The sequence below is a fragment of the Sulfitobacter sp. M22 genome (genome assembly GCF_021736025.1).
Classification (GTDB): domain Bacteria; phylum Pseudomonadota; class Alphaproteobacteria; order Rhodobacterales; family Rhodobacteraceae; genus Sulfitobacter; species Sulfitobacter litoralis.
The window spans coordinates 2,996,821-3,013,193 of the sequence record NZ_WMEC01000001.1; the positions used below are offsets into that span (position 1 = coordinate 2,996,821).

9 protein-coding genes are annotated in these 16,373 nt (G+C 55.9%); 8 read left to right on the forward strand and 1 reads right to left on the reverse strand.

The window, feature by feature from the left end; genetic code table 11:
* Positions 1-272 precede the first annotated feature (272 nt).
* From rpoB to GLP52_RS14750, 3 genes are all read left to right on the forward strand, one after another.
* Positions 273-4,409, forward strand: a complete 4,137-nt coding sequence (gene rpoB / locus GLP52_RS14740; RefSeq protein ID WP_093734405.1) for a DNA-directed RNA polymerase subunit beta — start codon at positions 273-275, stop codon at positions 4,407-4,409.
* Between the two features lie 94 nt (positions 4,410-4,503).
* Positions 4,504-8,754, forward strand: coding sequence for a DNA-directed RNA polymerase subunit beta' (rpoC, locus tag GLP52_RS14745; RefSeq protein ID WP_237271220.1), 4,251 nt, complete (start codon positions 4,504-4,506; stop codon positions 8,752-8,754).
* A gap of 167 nt (positions 8,755-8,921) precedes the next feature.
* Entirely contained in the window at positions 8,922-9,800 is an 879-nt protein-coding gene (locus tag GLP52_RS14750; protein ID WP_237271221.1) for a DMT family transporter, read from the forward strand.
* On the opposite strand, the gene GLP52_RS14755 is transcribed toward GLP52_RS14750, so the two are convergent.
* Complete coding sequence (locus GLP52_RS14755; RefSeq protein ID WP_237271222.1) at positions 9,797-10,603, reverse strand: putative rhamnosyl transferase; 807 nt, start codon at positions 10,601-10,603, stop codon at positions 9,797-9,799. The two genes, GLP52_RS14750 and GLP52_RS14755, sit on opposite strands and share 4 nt — an antisense overlap.
* 401 nt (positions 10,604-11,004) lie before the next feature.
* On the opposite strand from GLP52_RS14755, the gene rpsL reads away from it, so the two are divergent.
* The 5 genes from rpsL (at position 11,005) to GLP52_RS14780 (ending at position 16,182) form a co-directional block, all read left to right on the forward strand.
* Positions 11,005-11,376, forward strand: coding sequence for a 30S ribosomal protein S12 (gene rpsL / locus GLP52_RS14760; protein WP_005849863.1), 372 nt, complete (start codon positions 11,005-11,007; stop codon positions 11,374-11,376).
* Positions 11,377-11,552: 176 nt separating this feature from the next.
* A complete protein-coding gene (gene rpsG, locus GLP52_RS14765; protein ID WP_093734409.1) occupies positions 11,553-12,023 on the forward strand; it encodes a 30S ribosomal protein S7 in 471 nt (156 codons plus the stop codon).
* Positions 12,024-12,106: 83 nt separating this feature from the next.
* Positions 12,107-14,233, forward strand: coding sequence for an elongation factor G (gene fusA, locus GLP52_RS14770; RefSeq protein WP_093734410.1), 2,127 nt, complete (start codon positions 12,107-12,109; stop codon positions 14,231-14,233).
* 103 nt (positions 14,234-14,336) lie between these two features.
* Positions 14,337-15,512 (forward strand): elongation factor Tu, encoded by a 1,176-nt coding sequence (gene tuf, locus GLP52_RS14775; RefSeq protein ID WP_093731764.1) that lies wholly within the window; start codon positions 14,337-14,339, stop codon positions 15,510-15,512.
* A gap of 136 nt (positions 15,513-15,648) precedes the next feature.
* Complete coding sequence (locus tag GLP52_RS14780; RefSeq protein ID WP_237271223.1) at positions 15,649-16,182, forward strand: hypothetical protein; 534 nt, start codon at positions 15,649-15,651, stop codon at positions 16,180-16,182.
* The last annotated feature ends 191 nt before the right edge of the window (positions 16,183-16,373 follow it).

Genomic DNA, 16,373 nt, shown 5'->3' on the forward strand with positions numbered 1-16,373 from the left:
GGTGCTGTTTTTGCTTGATGAAAGCGGCCCGAAGTTTGTAAAGCTTTGGGGAAGCCCATAAAAATTAAGGCTGGACGGGGGAATTCCCTGTCCAGCCTGATCTGTTTTGAAAAGTATTTCACGCGAAATATTTCTCTGGATAGGTCCTAGTGGTCGGAAGAGGTACGGTGGGACGTGCCTCAAGAATTGATCAGGATTTACCGCTCTTATGGGCGCGCATCACGGCCCCGGTGATGGCGAGCTCGGCAAGAGATACGAAAGGTGACAGACACATGGCGCAATCCTTCCTTGGCCAGAAACGTCTACGTAAATACTATGGCAAAATCCGCGAAGTGCTGGAAATGCCGAACCTGATCGAGGTTCAGAAATCCTCTTATGATTTGTTCCTGCGTTCCGGCGATGCGGAAGCACCGACAGACGGTGACGGCATCCAGGGCGTCTTTCAGTCGGTTTTCCCGATCAAGGACTTCAACGAGACGTCGGTGCTTGAATTCGTCAAGTACGAGCTTGAAAAGCCAAAATACGATGTAGAGGAATGTCAGCAACGCGACATGACCTACAGCGCGCCTTTGAAGGTGACGCTGCGCCTCATCGTGTTTGATGTAGACGAAGACACCGGTGCGAAATCGGTTAAGGACATTAAAGAACAGGACGTGTTCATGGGCGACATGCCCTTGATGACGCCAAACGGTACATTTGTTGTGAACGGTACCGAGCGTGTGATCGTATCCCAGATGCACCGTTCGCCCGGCGTGTTCTTTGACCACGACAAAGGCAAAACCCACTCTTCGGGTAAACTGCTGTTCGCTTGCCGCATCATTCCTTACCGCGGTTCGTGGCTCGACTTTGAATTTGACGCCAAAGACATCGTCTTCGCGCGCATCGACCGTCGCCGCAAACTGCCTGTAACAACGCTGCTTTATTCGCTGGGTCTTGACCAAGAAGCGATCATGGACGCGTATTACAACACCGTTAACTATACGCTGAAAGACGGCGAAGGCTGGGTCGCACCCTTCTTCCCGGATCGTGTGCGGGGCACACGGCCAACGTATGATCTCGTTGACGCAGCGACAGGCGAGATCCTGTTTGAAAAGGGCAAGAAGGTTACACCTCGTGCCGTTAAGCAGTTGATCGACGAAGGCAAGGTTTCTGAACTGTTGCTGCCGTTTGACCATATTGCAGGCAAATTTGCTGCACGTGATATCATCAACGAAGAAACCGGCGCGATCTATGTTGAAGCGGGCGACGAACTGACGCTCGAGCACGACAAAGATGGCACGCTTATCGGTGGTACAGCCAAAGAGCTGATCGACGCGGGCATCTTCGAGATCCCACTGCTCGACATCGACAACATTAACGTCGGCCCCTACATGCGTAACACCATGGCGGCGGACAAGAACATGAACCGCGACACCGCGCTCATGGATATCTACCGTGTTATGCGTCCGGGCGAGCCGCCCACAGTCGAAGCCGCGTCGAACCTGTTCGACACGCTGTTCTTTGATGCGGACCGCTATGACCTTTCCGCGGTTGGCCGTGTGAAGATGAACATGCGCCTGGCGCTCGACAAGGAAGACACGCAGCGCACGCTGGACCGTGACGATATCGTCGCCTGTATCAAGGCGTTGGTTGACCTGCGCGACGGCCGTGGCGACATCGACGATATTGACCACCTGGGCAACCGTCGTGTGCGTTCCGTCGGCGAGCTGATGGAAAACCAGTACCGTGTTGGCCTGCTCCGGATGGAGCGCGCGATCAAGGAACGTATGTCTTCCGTTGAAATCGACACTGTGATGCCACAGGATCTGATCAACGCTAAACCAGCAGCTGCTGCGGTACGTGAATTCTTTGGCTCCAGCCAGCTGTCGCAGTTCATGGACCAAACCAACCCGCTGTCCGAGGTGACGCACAAGCGTCGTCTTTCCGCGCTTGGGCCAGGTGGTCTGACACGCGAGCGTGCCGGTTTTGAAGTACGTGACGTTCACGCGACCCACTACGGTCGCATGTGTCCGATTGAAACGCCCGAGGGTCCGAACATTGGTCTGATCAACTCGCTGGCCACTTTTGCCCGTGTGAACAAGTACGGCTTTATCGAAACACCCTACCGCAAGGTATCGAACGGTGTGGTTTCGGATGACGTTCAGTACATGTCGGCCACGGAAGAAATGCGTCACACAGTGGCGCAGGCCAACGCGAACCTTGATGAAAACATGAAGTTCGTAAACGATCTGGTCTCGACGCGGAAATCGGGCGACTACACCTTGTCGCCTTCCGAAAACGTTGACCTGATCGACGTTTCGCCAAAACAGTTGGTCTCGGTCGCTGCGTCCTTGATCCCGTTCCTTGAAAACGACGATGCGAACAGGGCCTTGATGGGCTCGAACATGCAACGTCAGGCGGTGCCTTTGCTTCAAGCTGAAGCACCACTGGTCGGGACCGGTATCGAAGAAGTCGTCGCACGGGATTCCGGTGCTGCTTATATGGCGAAACGTGGCGGTATCATCGACCAAGTCGATGCCAGCCGTATCGTTATCCGTGCCACCGAAGACCTCGAGCTGGGTGACGCGGGCGTAGACATCTACCGCATGCGCAAATTCCAGCGTTCGAACCAGAACACCTGCATCAACCAGCGTCCGCTGGTGAAGGTTGGCGAGACGGTTCAAAAGGGTCAGGTTATCGCGGACGGTCCGTCGACCGACATGGGTGAACTGGCGCTTGGTAAGAACGTGGTCGTCGCGTTCATGCCCTGGAACGGATACAACTACGAAGACTCCATTCTAATCTCTGAACGTGTATCGCGTGACGACGTGTTTACTTCGATCCACATCGAGGAATTCGAAGTCGCCGCCCGTGATACAAAGCTGGGGCCAGAGGAAATCACACGCGATATCCCGAACGTTGGTGAAGAAGCGCTGCGCAATCTCGACGAGGCTGGCATCGTTTACATCGGTGCGGATGTTGAACCCGGTGACATTCTTGTCGGCAAGATCACACCCAAGGGCGAAAGCCCGATGACGCCAGAAGAAAAACTGCTGCGCGCCATCTTTGGTGAGAAAGCTTCGGACGTGCGCGATACATCGCTGCGTGTGAAGCCCGGTGATTTTGGTACAGTCGTCGAAGTCCGCGTGTTCAACCGTCACGGCGTCGAAAAAGACGAACGTGCGTTGCAGATCGAGCGTGAAGAAGTCGAACGTCTGGCCCGTGACCGTGACGATGAACTTGGCATTCTAGACCGCAACATCTATGCGCGTCTTCAATCGATGATCATCGGCAAGACGGCTGTCAAAGGCCCCAAAGGCGTCAAGTCGAACTCGGAAATCACCGAAGACCTGCTGGCATCCCTGTCGCGCGGTCAGTGGTGGCAGCTTGCCCTCGAAGACGAAGACGACGCAAAAATCGTCGAAGCCCTGAACGAGCAGTACGAGATCCAGAAACGGACCTTGGATGCGCGCTTTGAGGACAAGGTCGAAAAAGTCCGTCGTGGTGACGATCTGCCCCCGGGCGTGATGAAGATGGTCAAAGTGTTCGTCGCGGTGAAGCGCAAGCTGCAACCGGGCGACAAGATGGCTGGTCGTCACGGCAACAAAGGTGTTATTTCCAAGGTTGTACCGATGGAAGACATGCCGTTCCTTGCGGATGGTACGCCAGTGGACTTCTGTTTGAACCCGCTGGGTGTTCCGTCGCGTATGAACGTCGGTCAGATCCTTGAGACCCACATGGGTTGGGCCGCACGCGGCTTGGGCATCAACATCGACGAGGCCCTGCAGGAATACAAACGCTCCGGTGATTTGACACCAGTGCGCGAAGCAATGCACCACGCCTATGGCGACGACGTCTATGAAGAAGGCATCGTTGGCATGGACGAGGAATCCTTGCTGGACGCAGCCAAGAACGTCGCACGCGGTGTCCCAATCGCCACGCCGGTATTCGATGGTGCCAAGGAAGCAGACGTGAATGACAGCCTGACACGTGCCGGGTTCGATACCTCCGGTCAGTCGGTTCTGTTTGACGGTCGCACAGGCGAGCAGTTTGCCCGCCCTGTCACCGTTGGCGTCAAATACCTGCTGAAACTGCACCACCTTGTGGACGACAAAATCCACGCGCGTTCAACCGGTCCATACTCGCTGGTCACCCAGCAGCCATTGGGCGGTAAAGCGCAGTTCGGTGGTCAGCGCTTTGGTGAGATGGAGGTCTGGGCTTTGGAAGCTTACGGCGCTGCATACACCTTGCAGGAAATGCTGACTGTGAAATCGGATGACGTGGCCGGACGGACTAAGGTCTATGAAAGCATCGTCAAAGGCGAAGACAACTTCGAGGCCGGTATTCCGGAATCGTTCAACGTACTTGTGAAAGAAGTACGTGGTCTTGGCCTGAACATGGAACTCCTGGATGCGGAGGAAGAAGAGTGAGGTCAGCACCGGGGTTTGCTTAAACCCCGGTTCGTTTTCTCAGACTGAAAACGCCTCTCTCCCTCCGCTTTCGAGACTTATCTAAGGATTTAAGATGAACCAGGAACTGACAAACAACCCGTTCAACCCCGTCGCGCCGACTAAGACGTTCGACGAAATCAAGGTCTCTCTGGCATCGCCAGAGCGGATCCTGTCGTGGTCGTTCGGTGAAATCAAGAAACCCGAAACCATCAATTACCGGACGTTCAAGCCCGAACGGGACGGCTTGTTCTGCGCGCGTATCTTTGGCCCGATCAAAGACTACGAATGCCTGTGCGGTAAATACAAGCGCATGAAGTATCGTGGCGTTGTCTGCGAGAAGTGCGGTGTTGAAGTTACCCTGCAAAAGGTTCGCCGCGAGCGTATGGGCCACATCGAACTGGCGTCGCCTGTTGCGCACATCTGGTTCCTCAAGTCGCTGCCATCGCGCATCGGCCTGATGCTGGACATGACCCTGCGCGATCTGGAGCGCGTGCTGTACTTTGAGAACTACGTCGTGATTGAACCCGGTCTGACGGACCTCACCTATGGTCAGATGATGACCGAGGAAGAGTACATGGACGCTCAGGATGCCTTTGGCATGGACGCGTTCACCGCCAATATCGGTGCCGAAGCGATCCGCGAAATGCTGGCCGCCATCGATCTGGAAGCCGAAGCAGACCAGCTGCGGGCCGATCTGAAAGAGGCGACAGGCGAGCTGAAGCCGAAAAAGATCATCAAGCGTCTGAAAGTCGTTGAATCCTTCCTCGAGTCCGGCAACCGGCCCGAGTGGATGATCATGACCGTCATTCCTGTGATCCCGCCTGAGCTGCGCCCGCTGGTGCCGCTGGACGGTGGCCGCTTTGCGACCTCCGACCTTAACGACCTGTATCGCCGTGTCATCAACCGGAACAACCGTCTGAAGCGTCTGATCGAACTGCGCGCGCCTGACATCATCGTCCGCAACGAAAAGCGGATGCTGCAGGAATCCGTTGATGCATTGTTCGACAACGGCCGTCGCGGCCGCGTCATCACCGGTGCCAACAAGCGCCCGCTGAAGTCGCTGTCCGACATGCTGAAAGGTAAGCAAGGTCGCTTCCGTCAAAACCTTTTGGGCAAGCGCGTCGACTTCTCCGGTCGTTCGGTCATTGTGACCGGCCCCGAGCTGAAGTTGCACCAGTGCGGTCTGCCCAAGAAGATGGCGCTTGAGCTGTTCAAGCCGTTCATCTACTCGCGCCTCGAAGCCAAAGGCCTGTCTTCCACTGTGAAGCAAGCCAAGAAGCTGGTCGAAAAAGAGCGTCCCGAAGTGTGGGATATCTTGGACGAAGTGATCCGCGAACACCCCGTCATGCTAAACCGTGCGCCTACGTTGCACCGTTTGGGCATTCAGGCGTTCGAACCGGTTCTGATCGAGGGTAAAGCGATCCAGCTGCATCCGCTGGTCTGTTCGGCCTTTAACGCTGACTTTGACGGCGACCAAATGGCTGTTCACGTACCACTGTCGCTTGAAGCACAGCTTGAAGCGCGTGTTCTGATGATGTCCACGAACAACGTTCTGTCGCCTGCAAACGGCGCACCGATCATCGTTCCATCGCAGGATATGATCTTGGGTCTGTACTATACGACCCTGGAACGCGAAGGCATGCCGGGCGAGGGCATGGTGTTTGGTTCCGTTGAGGAAGTCGAACACGCGCTTGATGCCGGTGCCGTGCACTTGCACACCAAGATCAAAGCGCGGGTCAAACAGATCGATGCCGAAGGCAACGAAGTAATGAAGCGTTTCGACACCACACCAGGCCGTATTCGCCTTGGTGCGCTGTTGCCGCTGAACGCCAAAGCGCCGTTCGATCTGGTGAACCGCTTGCTGCGTAAGAAAGAAGTGCAGCAGGTCATCGATACGGTCTACCGCTACTGTGGTCAGAAAGAATCCGTTATCTTCTGTGACCAGATCATGACCATGGGTTTCCGCGAAGCTTTCCGCGCCGGGATTTCCTTTGGTAAGGACGACATGCTGATCCCCGAGACCAAATGGACCTTGGTTGACGAGACACGCGATCAGGTTAAGGACTTTGAACAGCAGTACATGGACGGCCTGATCACTCAGGGTGAAAAGTACAACAAAGTTGTCGATGCCTGGTCCAAGTGTAACGACAAAGTCACCGACGCGATGATGGGTGCTATTTCGGCCGAACGTCGCAACGATCAGGGTGCAGTCATGGAGCCGAACTCGGTTTACATGATGGCCCACTCCGGTGCGCGTGGCTCGGTCACACAGATGAAACAGCTAGGCGGGATGCGCGGTCTGATGGCGAAGCCGAATGGCGACATCATCGAGACGCCGATCATCTCGAACTTTAAAGAAGGTCTGACCGTTCTGGAGTACTTTAACTCCACCCACGGTGCCCGTAAGGGTCTGTCGGATACTGCTTTGAAAACAGCGAACTCGGGTTACTTGACCCGTCGTCTGGTGGACGTGGCTCAAGACTGTATCGTTCGTATGCATGACTGTGGCACCGAAACCGCGATCACGGCCGAAGCAGCTGTGAACGATGGCGAGGTTGTCTCTTCGCTGGCGGAACGTCTGCTGGGTCGCGTTGCGGCTGATGACATTCTGCGCCCCGGTACCGAAGAAGTGCTGGTACCTGCACAGACTGTGATCGACGAGCGTCTGGCTGACATTATCGACGAAGCTGCCGTGGCGTCTGCCCGGATCCGCAGCCCGTTGACCTGTGAAGCCGAAGAGGGCGTCTGCGCCATGTGCTATGGTCGTGACCTTGCACGCGGTACGCTGGTGAACCAAGGTGAAGCTGTCGGCATTATTGCCGCGCAGTCGATCGGTGAACCCGGCACGCAGCTGACCATGCGTACATTCCACATTGGTGGTGTTGCTCAGGGTGGCCAGCAGTCCTTCCTCGAAGCGTCGCAGTCCGGTAAGGTTGTGTTCGAGAACGCTCAGACCCTTGAGAACACCGCAGGTGAGATCATGGTCATGGGCCGGAACATGAAGCTTGCGATTGTTGACGAAAACGGTGACGAGCGTGCCAGCCACAAGGTCGGCTATGGTACCAAGCTGTTCGTGAAAGACGGTCAGAACATTCTGCGCGGCGACAAGCTGTTCGAATGGGATCCCTACACGCTGCCGATCATCGCGGAGAAATCCGGTATGACCAAGTTCGTCGACCTTGTGTCGGGGATCGCGGTTAAGGATGAAACCGATGATGCAACCGGTATGACACAGAAGATCGTGATCGACTGGCGTGCAGCACCCAAAGGCAATGAGCTGAAGCCAGAAGTTATTCTGGTAGATGCCGATGGCGAACCTGTCCGTAACGATGCGGGCAACCCGGTGAGCTATCCTATGTCCGTCGATGCCATTCTGTCCGTTGAGGACCAGACTGAAATCGCGGCAGGTGACATCGTTGCGCGTATTCCGCGCGAAGGTGCCAAGACCAAGGATATTACCGGTGGTCTGCCACGTGTTGCGGAACTCTTTGAGGCACGTCGCCCCAAGGATCACGCGATCATCGCAGAGATCGACGGCTATGTCCGCTACGGCAAGGACTACAAGAACAAGCGTCGTATCTCGATCGAGTCGTCAGAAGATCCGGATCACAAGGTCGAATACATGGTGCCTAAGGGTAAGCACATTCCCGTTGCGGAAGGTGACTTTGTCCAGAAGGGCGACTACATCATGGACGGCAACCCTGCGCCGCATGACATCCTTGCGATTATGGGTGTCGAAGCGCTGGCTGACTACATGATCGACGAAGTTCAGGATGTTTATCGTCTGCAAGGCGTTAAGATCAACGATAAGCATATCGAAGTGATCGTGCGTCAGATGTTGCAGAAGTGGGAAGTCCAAGACAGCGGTGACACCACCCTGTTGAAAGGCGAACACGTCGATAAGCAAGAGTTCGACCAAGCCTGTGCCAAAGCGCTGTCCAAAGGCGGACGTCCTGCGCAGGGCGAACCCATCCTGCTGGGGATCACCAAGGCGTCGCTGCAAACCCGCAGCTTCATCTCGGCGGCGTCCTTCCAGGAAACCACACGCGTTCTGACCGAAGCATCGGTTCAGGGTAAGCGCGATAAGCTGGTTGGCCTGAAAGAGAACGTCATCGTGGGCCGTTTGATCCCAGCTGGTACCGGTGGTGCAACGCAACAGATGCGTAAGGTTGCAACGGATCGTGACAACGTGGTTATCGAAGCCCGTCGCGAAGAAGCCGAAGCCGCCGCACGTTTGGCCGCGCCAGAGCCTAAAGCGGATGATGATGTTGTCGGTGGCGATGTTTTCGACAACGTCCCTAACGACGATGAAAGCCGCAATTAAGCCTAGGCTTATTAGCTAGATAGAAGCCCCCGCCGAGAGATCGGCGGGGGCTTTTTCATTACGGGGGCGCGGTGATGAAATAGCGTCTAAAATATGTGTGGGTGGGCTGGTTTTCCGCCGCGGCCTGCGGCAATGATAAGCCAACCTAACAAAAAGAAAGCCGCCTAATGTCGCCAAACCTTACCGGAGCACTTTTCATGATGGGCTCCATGGCGGCCTTTGTCTTGAACGATACAATGACCAAGACCACGGGCGGGGCGGTGCCGCTGTTCCAGCTGCTGTTTCTGCGTGGTGTGATCTCTATCTCGTTGATCGTGATGCTTTGGGGGCGGCTTGGTCCGATGCACCTGCGGCTTAGCCGGCGCGATTGGAAGCTGGTTGCCATACGGTCTGGCGCAGAAGTCGGGGCGAGCTTCTTCTTCGTGACCGCGCTCTTCAATATGCCCTTGGCGAACCTCAGCGCCATTCTACAATCCTTGCCGCTGACGGTGACTTTGGGCGCGGCGCTGGTCTATCGCGAAAAGGTCGGCTGGCGGCGCTTCTCTGCCATCCTCGTCGGCTTTTTCGGCGTGATGTTGATCGTCAAGCCGGGCACCGACGGGTTCAATATTTGGTCGGTCTACGCTTTGATTGCGGTGTTCTTTGTGACCGTTCGCGACCTGAGCACACGCCGCTTGTCGAAAGAGGTGCCGTCGATGACGGTGACCTTCGCGGCGGTCCTCTCTGTCACCGGTTTTTCGACCTTTGCGCAATTCACCACCCCTTGGGCGCCAGTATCGTCAGACCATTGGATCGCGATCACTGCGGCCGCTGTCTTTGTCCTGATGGGGTATTATTTTAGCGTACAGACGATGCGCGTTGGCGATGTGTCTTTCATCGCGCCGTTCCGCTATACGGGGCTGATCTGGGCGCTGATCCTAGGCTGGCTGGTGTTTGGTGACTGGCCCGTGCCGACGACACTGATCGGTGCCTCTATCGTCGCCGCGACAGGGTTGTTCACGCTGTACCGCGAGCGCATCACCACACGCCCATTGCCGCCCCTTTAACCTTTGGCGAAGACGCGGCGCACTGCGTTGATGTCGATGGCAAAGCGATCCTTGAACAGCGTCTCCTCCTCGGCACTGAGCGGCGGAAGCTCGATCGGTCGGGCGTTCTTTTGACGTGAATCGTTAAAGCCGTTGTGACCGCGTACGTACATTGCCTGATCGGGAAAGCTAAGCGCAGGCATAAAGCGGGGTAGCTTGTCGTGGGCAAAGTTCATGATGGTTAATGGGCACCGCGCATTTACGAACATCGCTAGTGCCGCGGTATAGAAAGGCCGGTAGGACGGCGTTGCTTCGATCCCGTCCGCACCAAACTCGGCCACGTAGCCCTTGTTCCAGTCAAGAGCGACAGACTTATGTTGCACCAAGAGCGGTGCCGCGTCGTCGACGGCTTTGCGCAGCTTGGCGATGAAGTCTACTGCAATGGCATCGTCGTCATCAAAGCGGAATTGTACACATGGTTCATAGCGCGAGAGGCGCGCCTTGTTTAGTATCTCTTTCATCACCTCGCGGTGGGGCCTGGGTGGTTCGACGATGATCCTTGCATGAGGCAGGGGGGAAAGTAGTGCTTTCAGGCGCGCCATGTGCTGCTTCGGAAGGCTATCCCCGACGAGGACGATCATCTCGAAGTCCGGGTCGGTTTGTGCCATTAGGCAGGGCAGGGCGACGGCTTCGAACAGGCGGAATCTTTCTTCTAACCGCGCAGGTTCGTAAAGATAGGCGATACGATCTTCGATGGTTTCATGCCCGACCTGAAATCCGCCTAGCGCCGGGTAGGAAAAGCGGCATAGCCCAAGTATCTGCATCGTGTTCCGCCTTGTCCCGATTATGCAGTGTAAATATGCGGGGTAGGGGGGGCGTGATGCAAGAAGAATACCCGTTTCGCGTGCCGCCCCTACTTGGGGCGGGGGGCTGTTGACAGCGGGGGCGACTCTGCCTATACGGCCCTTATCTCGGATGTAGGGGTCGCCCTGCTTTGCCGACATCATATCTACTGTGGTCACGATCCGGTCTATTGCTGACTCGATCCTCTGTTACCCCACCGCTTCGTTTTCCTCGGTACGGGAACGCTGCGGTGATTTTGCTTTGCGCCATCGGTGTAGGGCGAAGATAGAATTCGTGGACGTGCGAAGTGACCGAATTTGAAACCGCACTGGGGTCCGCCCCGCTGCACCACTTATGTGAGCTAAACGGGGATAAAACCGGAATGCCAACGATCCAGCAGCTGATCCGCAAACCGCGCCAGCCTAAAATCAAACGTTCGAAATCCATGCACCTGCAGGAATGCCCGCAAAAGCGCGGCGTTTGCACACGTGTTTACACGACCACACCTAAAAAGCCGAACTCGGCCATGCGTAAGGTTGCCAAAGTGCGCCTGACCAACGGTTTCGAAGTCATCAGCTACATCCCGGGTGAATCGCACAACCTGCAAGAACACTCTGTTGTTCTGATCCGCGGCGGCCGTGTAAAAGACCTTCCCGGTGTGCGCTACCACATCCTGCGCGGTGTTCTCGATACGCAAGGCGTTAAAGATCGTAAGCAGCGTCGCTCCAAATATGGTGCAAAGAAGCCAAAGTAATTTGGGTCGGTTCGGGCTTGCGCATCGCAGATACACGATGCTCGGTCCGGCCGCCCGCCATGTTTTCCCGTAAGGGAGTGAGCCGAGTAAGACTGAGCGCCGGACGATCGGGGTGCATATCGCACCAGACGCGCTGGCCCATCGCTGCCTCGGCAACTGACAATTAGGAGCTTTAAATGTCACGTCGTCACGCCGCTGAAAAACGCGAAGTACTGCCAGACGCCAAGTACGGTGATCTGGTCCTCACCAAATTCATGAACAACCTGATGATCGATGGTAAAAAATCGGTTGCAGAGCGTATCGTTTACAACGCGATGAACCGTGTTGAAGACAAAATCAAACGCGCGCCCATCGAAGTCTTCCACGAAGCGCTGGACAACATCAAACCATCCGTCGAAGTGCGTTCGCGCCGCGTCGGTGGTGCCACCTATCAGGTGCCTGTTGAAGTGCGCCCCGAGCGTCGCGAAGCGCTGGCGATCCGCTGGTTGATCAAAGCGTCCCGCGCCCGCAACGAGAACACTATGGAAGAGCGCCTTGCAGGCGAGCTGATGGATGCTGTTCAATCGCGTGGTACTGCTGTTAAAAAGCGCGAAGATACGCACAAAATGGCCGACGCGAACAAAGCGTTCAGCCACTACCGCTGGTAATTCGGGCGGCATAAGCCGTTCCCGTCGCGTCCCACACTGGGGCGCGATTTATCCGTTTCAGATATATTCGAGGAAGCAGCCCCATGGCACGCGACTATCCGCTCTCACGCTACCGCAATTTCGGCATCATGGCCCACATCGACGCAGGCAAAACAACCTGCTCCGAACGGATCCTGTTTTATACTGGTAAGTCCCACAACATCGGCGAAGTGCACGACGGCGCTGCAACGATGGACTGGATGGAGCAGGAGCAGGAACGCGGTATTACAATTACCTCCGCTGCGACGACAACTTTCTGGCAGCGCCAGGAATTGCCAGACGCGGACGCAACATCCGACACCAAGTACCGGATGAACATCATCGACACGCCCGGTCACGTTGACTTTACAATTGAAGTTGAACGCTCGCTGGCGGTTCTTGATGGCGCGGTTGCTGTTCTTGACGCCAACGCCGGTGTTGAACCGCAGACTGAAACGGTTTGGCGCCAGGCCGACCGCTACAAGGTTCCGCGGATCGTTTTTGTTAACAAAATGGACAAAATCGGCGCTGACTTCTTCAACTGTGTGAAGATGATCAAAGACCGTACCGGTGCAACACCTGCGCCGATCCAAATCCCAATTGGGGCCGAAACCGAGCTTGAAGGCTTGGTCGATCTGGTCACCATGAAAGAATGGGTCTGGAGCGGCGAAGACCTGGGTGCAGGCTGGGAACAGCGCGAAATCCGTGCCGAGTTGAAAGACCTGGCCGACGAATGGCGCGCGCATCTGATCGAGACTGCGGTCGAGATGGATGACGAAGCCATGGAAAACTACCTGATGGACGGCGCAGAGCCTGACGTCGACACCCTGCGGTCGCTGATCCGCAAAGGGACGTTGGCGATCAAGTTCATCCCCGTTCTGTGTGGTTCCGCGTTCAAAAACAAAGGTGTTCAGCCACTGTTGAACGCTGTTATCGACTATCTTCCATCCCCGATGGACGTTGTTGATTACATGGGCTTTAAACCAGGCGACGAAGAAGAAACACGTAACATCCCGCGTCGCGCGGACGATGATATGGCCTTCTCCGGTCTGGCGTTCAAAATCATGAACGACCCCTTTGTTGGTTCGTTGACCTTCACGCGCATTTACTCGGGCAAGTTGAACAAGGGTGACACGCTCTTGAACTCGACCAAAGGTAAAAAAGAGCGAGTCGGTCGTATGATGATGATGCACTCGAACGATCGTGAAGAAATTCAAGAAGCGTTCGCGGGCGACATCATTGCGCTGGCCGGCCTGAAAGATACAACGACAGGCGACACACTGTGTTCTGTTGCCGATCCTGTGGTCTTGGAAACAATGACCTTCCCCGATCCGGTTATCGAAATCGCGGTCGAGCCTAAAACCAAGGCTGACCAAGAGAAGATGTCGACTGGTCTTGCGCGTTTGGCGGCCGAAGATCCCTCCTTCCGCGTCGAGACAGACATTGAATCCGGCCAGACCATCATGAAGGGTATGGGCGAACTTCACCTCGATATTCTGGTGGACCGTCTGCGTCGTGAATTTAAAGTCGAAGCCAACATTGGTGCGCCTCAGGTTGCCTACCGCGAGACCATCTCGCGCGAAGCGGAAATCACCTACACACACAAGAAACAGTCCGGCGGTTCCGGTCAGTTTGCTGAAGTGAAGATGATCCTGATGCCAACCGAGCCAGGCGAAGGGTACTCCTTTGAAAGCCGCATCGTTGGTGGTGCTGTTCCAAAAGAATACATCCCCGGCGTCGAAAAAGGGATCAACTCGGTCATGGACTCCGGTCCTTTGGCGGGCTTCCCGGTCATCGACTTCAAAGTTGCGCTGATCGACGGTAAGTTCCACGATGTTGACTCCAGCGTTCTGGCGTTTGAAATCGCGGCCCGTATGGGTATGCGCGAAGGCATGCGTAAAGCTGGCGCGAAACTGCTCGAGCCGATCATGAAAGTCGAAGTTATCACACCTGAAGACTACACAGGTGGGATCATCGGCGATCTGACATCGCGTCGCGGTCAGGTTCAGGGGCAGGATACACGCGGTAACGCCATTGCGATCGACGCAAATGTGCCACTGGCCAACATGTTCGGCTACATCAACACGCTGCGTTCGATGTCGTCGGGTCGTGCGAACTTCACCATGCAGTTCTCGCACTACGAACCTGTTCCGCAAAACATCTCTGACGAGATCCAAGCGAAATTCGCGTAACTGCGCGTTGCAATAACTGGGACGGCGGGGATAACCCCGCCCTACCCAAACCGTAGGGTGGGTGTTCAACCCACCGCCCAATTTGAAAACCAAGGAGGCCACCATGGCTAAGGCAAAGTTTGAACGTAATAAACCACACGTTAACATCGGTACCATTGGTCACGTTGACCACGGTAAAACGACGTTGACCGCTGCGATCACGAAATACTTCGGCGACTTCCGCGCCTATGACCAAATTGATGGCGCGCCCGAAGAAAAAGCACGCGGTATCACCATTTCGACCGCTCACGTTGAATATGAAACCGAAGCACGTCACTACGCACACGTCGACTGCCCCGGCCACGCTGACTATGTGAAAAACATGATCACCGGTGCGGCTCAGATGGACGGCGCGATCTTGGTTGTGAACGCGGCTGATGGCCCCATGCCACAAACCCGCGAGCACATCTTGCTGGGCCGCCAGGTTGGTATTCCAACCATGGTTGTCTACATGAACAAAGTTGACCAGGTTGACGACGAAGAGCTGCTGGAATTGGTGGAAATGGAAATCCGCGAATTGCTGTCTTCCTACGACTACCCAGGCGACGACATGCCTGTGATCCCTGGCTCCGCTCTGGCAGCTATGGAAGGTCGCGATGAGGAAATCGGCGAGAAATCCATCCGCGCGCTGATGGCCGCTGTTGACGAATACATCCCGACACCAGCACGCGCTGTTGACCAGCCGTTCCTGATGCCAGTGGAAGACGTGTTCTCGATCTCCGGTCGTGGTACAGTTGTGACGGGCCGTGTTGAGCGTGGCGTGATCAACGTTGGCGACGAAATCGAAATCGTTGGCATCCGCGACACCAAGAAAACCACCTGTACCGGCGTTGAAATGTTCCGCAAACTGCTGGACCGCGGTGAAGCTGGCGACAACATCGGTGCCCTGCTGCGCGGCGTTGACCGTGAAGGCGTTGAGCGTGGTCAGGTTCTGTGTAAGCCAGGTTCGGTTAAGCCGCACACCAAGTTCACAGCCGAAGCCTATATCCTCACCAAGGAAGAGGGTGGCCGTCACACGCCGTTCTTCGCGAACTACCGTCCACAGTTCTACTTCCGGACAACAGACGTCACCGGTACCGTTCAGCTGCCAGAAGGCACTGAAATGGTTATGCCCGGCGACAACCTGCAGTTCGACGTTGAGCTGATCGCCCCCATCGCGATGGAAGACGGTCTGCGTTTCGCGATCCGCGAAGGCGGCCGCACCGTTGGCGCGGGCGTTGTTTCCAAGATCAACGAATAAGCCAATCAGCGGGTTACCCCGCTGACAGCTGACAAAACGAAGGCCGCTCCTGCAAGGGGGCGGCCTTTTTTGCGGGCGACATGCGGCCAAGCTGTATTGTGTCGCATAGAGATCTTTACCCTAGGAAGAGGCAGCCATGATGTTTCCCAACTCTGATGCCAGCAGCGCTGCGCACCGCCGGCAGTATTTTCAGATCGCACTGGAAGAGGCGCAGGCCACGGTGCGGGGTTATGATACAAAAGCTCAAATTGTCGGTATCGGATATACATTTACTCTGAACATCGTTGCGGCGGTTGTGGGTGGCTTGCCCGGCGCTGACCAGTCCGGGATCATGTACGTACTGGTCTTCTGGTCCGTGGTCATGGCCCCGCTGTTTCTATTTGGCTATGTGCTTTACCCATCGCGGCGATCTGTTTCGAAGGTGCCGGACGGCGGAGCTGCAGGCGTGTGTCGCGCGCTTTATGTCCAGACCTCGCGTTATCCCACGGTCGAATCGCTTAGGTCCGCCGTGGCCGAGGTGGATTGGGAAGACGAGCTCGCTTATGAGCTGTTGATGGTGTCCAAACTACGCGAGCAAAAACGCGCGCGCTTTATTGTTGCGCTCGTTGCGACAGTCCTGTCGTTTATCGTGCTTGCGCTGCGCCATATTTGGCCTTTTTTCCTACTTTGACGATCACCCTAGGCCAGGCGAACAGGGCGGATTTGCGCGAAACGTCTGATTCACCCCTTGCCACATGGCGTGACCTGACCTATAGAGCGCAAGTCTCAGCGGGGTGCGTTTTTACGCGCCCCGTTTGATTTACGACAAAACGCAATGAAGGGCCGTGATGAGGCGTCTCTTCCTCTTCGTTTCTACTCCCA

Coding starts and splice junctions, on each gene's coding strand:
- rpoC (WP_237271220.1), top strand. CDS start 4,504: ATGAACCAGGAACTGACAAACAACCCGTTCAACCCCGTCGCGCCGACT.
- GLP52_RS14755 (WP_237271222.1), bottom strand. CDS start 10,603: ATGCAGATACTTGGGCTATGCCGCTTTTCCTACCCGGCGCTAGGCGGA.
- GLP52_RS14780 (WP_237271223.1), top strand. CDS start 15,649: ATGATGTTTCCCAACTCTGATGCCAGCAGCGCTGCGCACCGCCGGCAG.
- tuf (WP_093731764.1), top strand. CDS start 14,337: ATGGCTAAGGCAAAGTTTGAACGTAATAAACCACACGTTAACATCGGT.
- fusA (WP_093734410.1), top strand. CDS start 12,107: ATGGCACGCGACTATCCGCTCTCACGCTACCGCAATTTCGGCATCATG.
- rpsG (WP_093734409.1), top strand. CDS start 11,553: ATGTCACGTCGTCACGCCGCTGAAAAACGCGAAGTACTGCCAGACGCC.
- rpsL (WP_005849863.1), top strand. CDS start 11,005: ATGCCAACGATCCAGCAGCTGATCCGCAAACCGCGCCAGCCTAAAATC.
- GLP52_RS14750 (WP_237271221.1), top strand. CDS start 8,922: ATGTCGCCAAACCTTACCGGAGCACTTTTCATGATGGGCTCCATGGCG.
- rpoB (WP_093734405.1), top strand. CDS start 273: ATGGCGCAATCCTTCCTTGGCCAGAAACGTCTACGTAAATACTATGGC.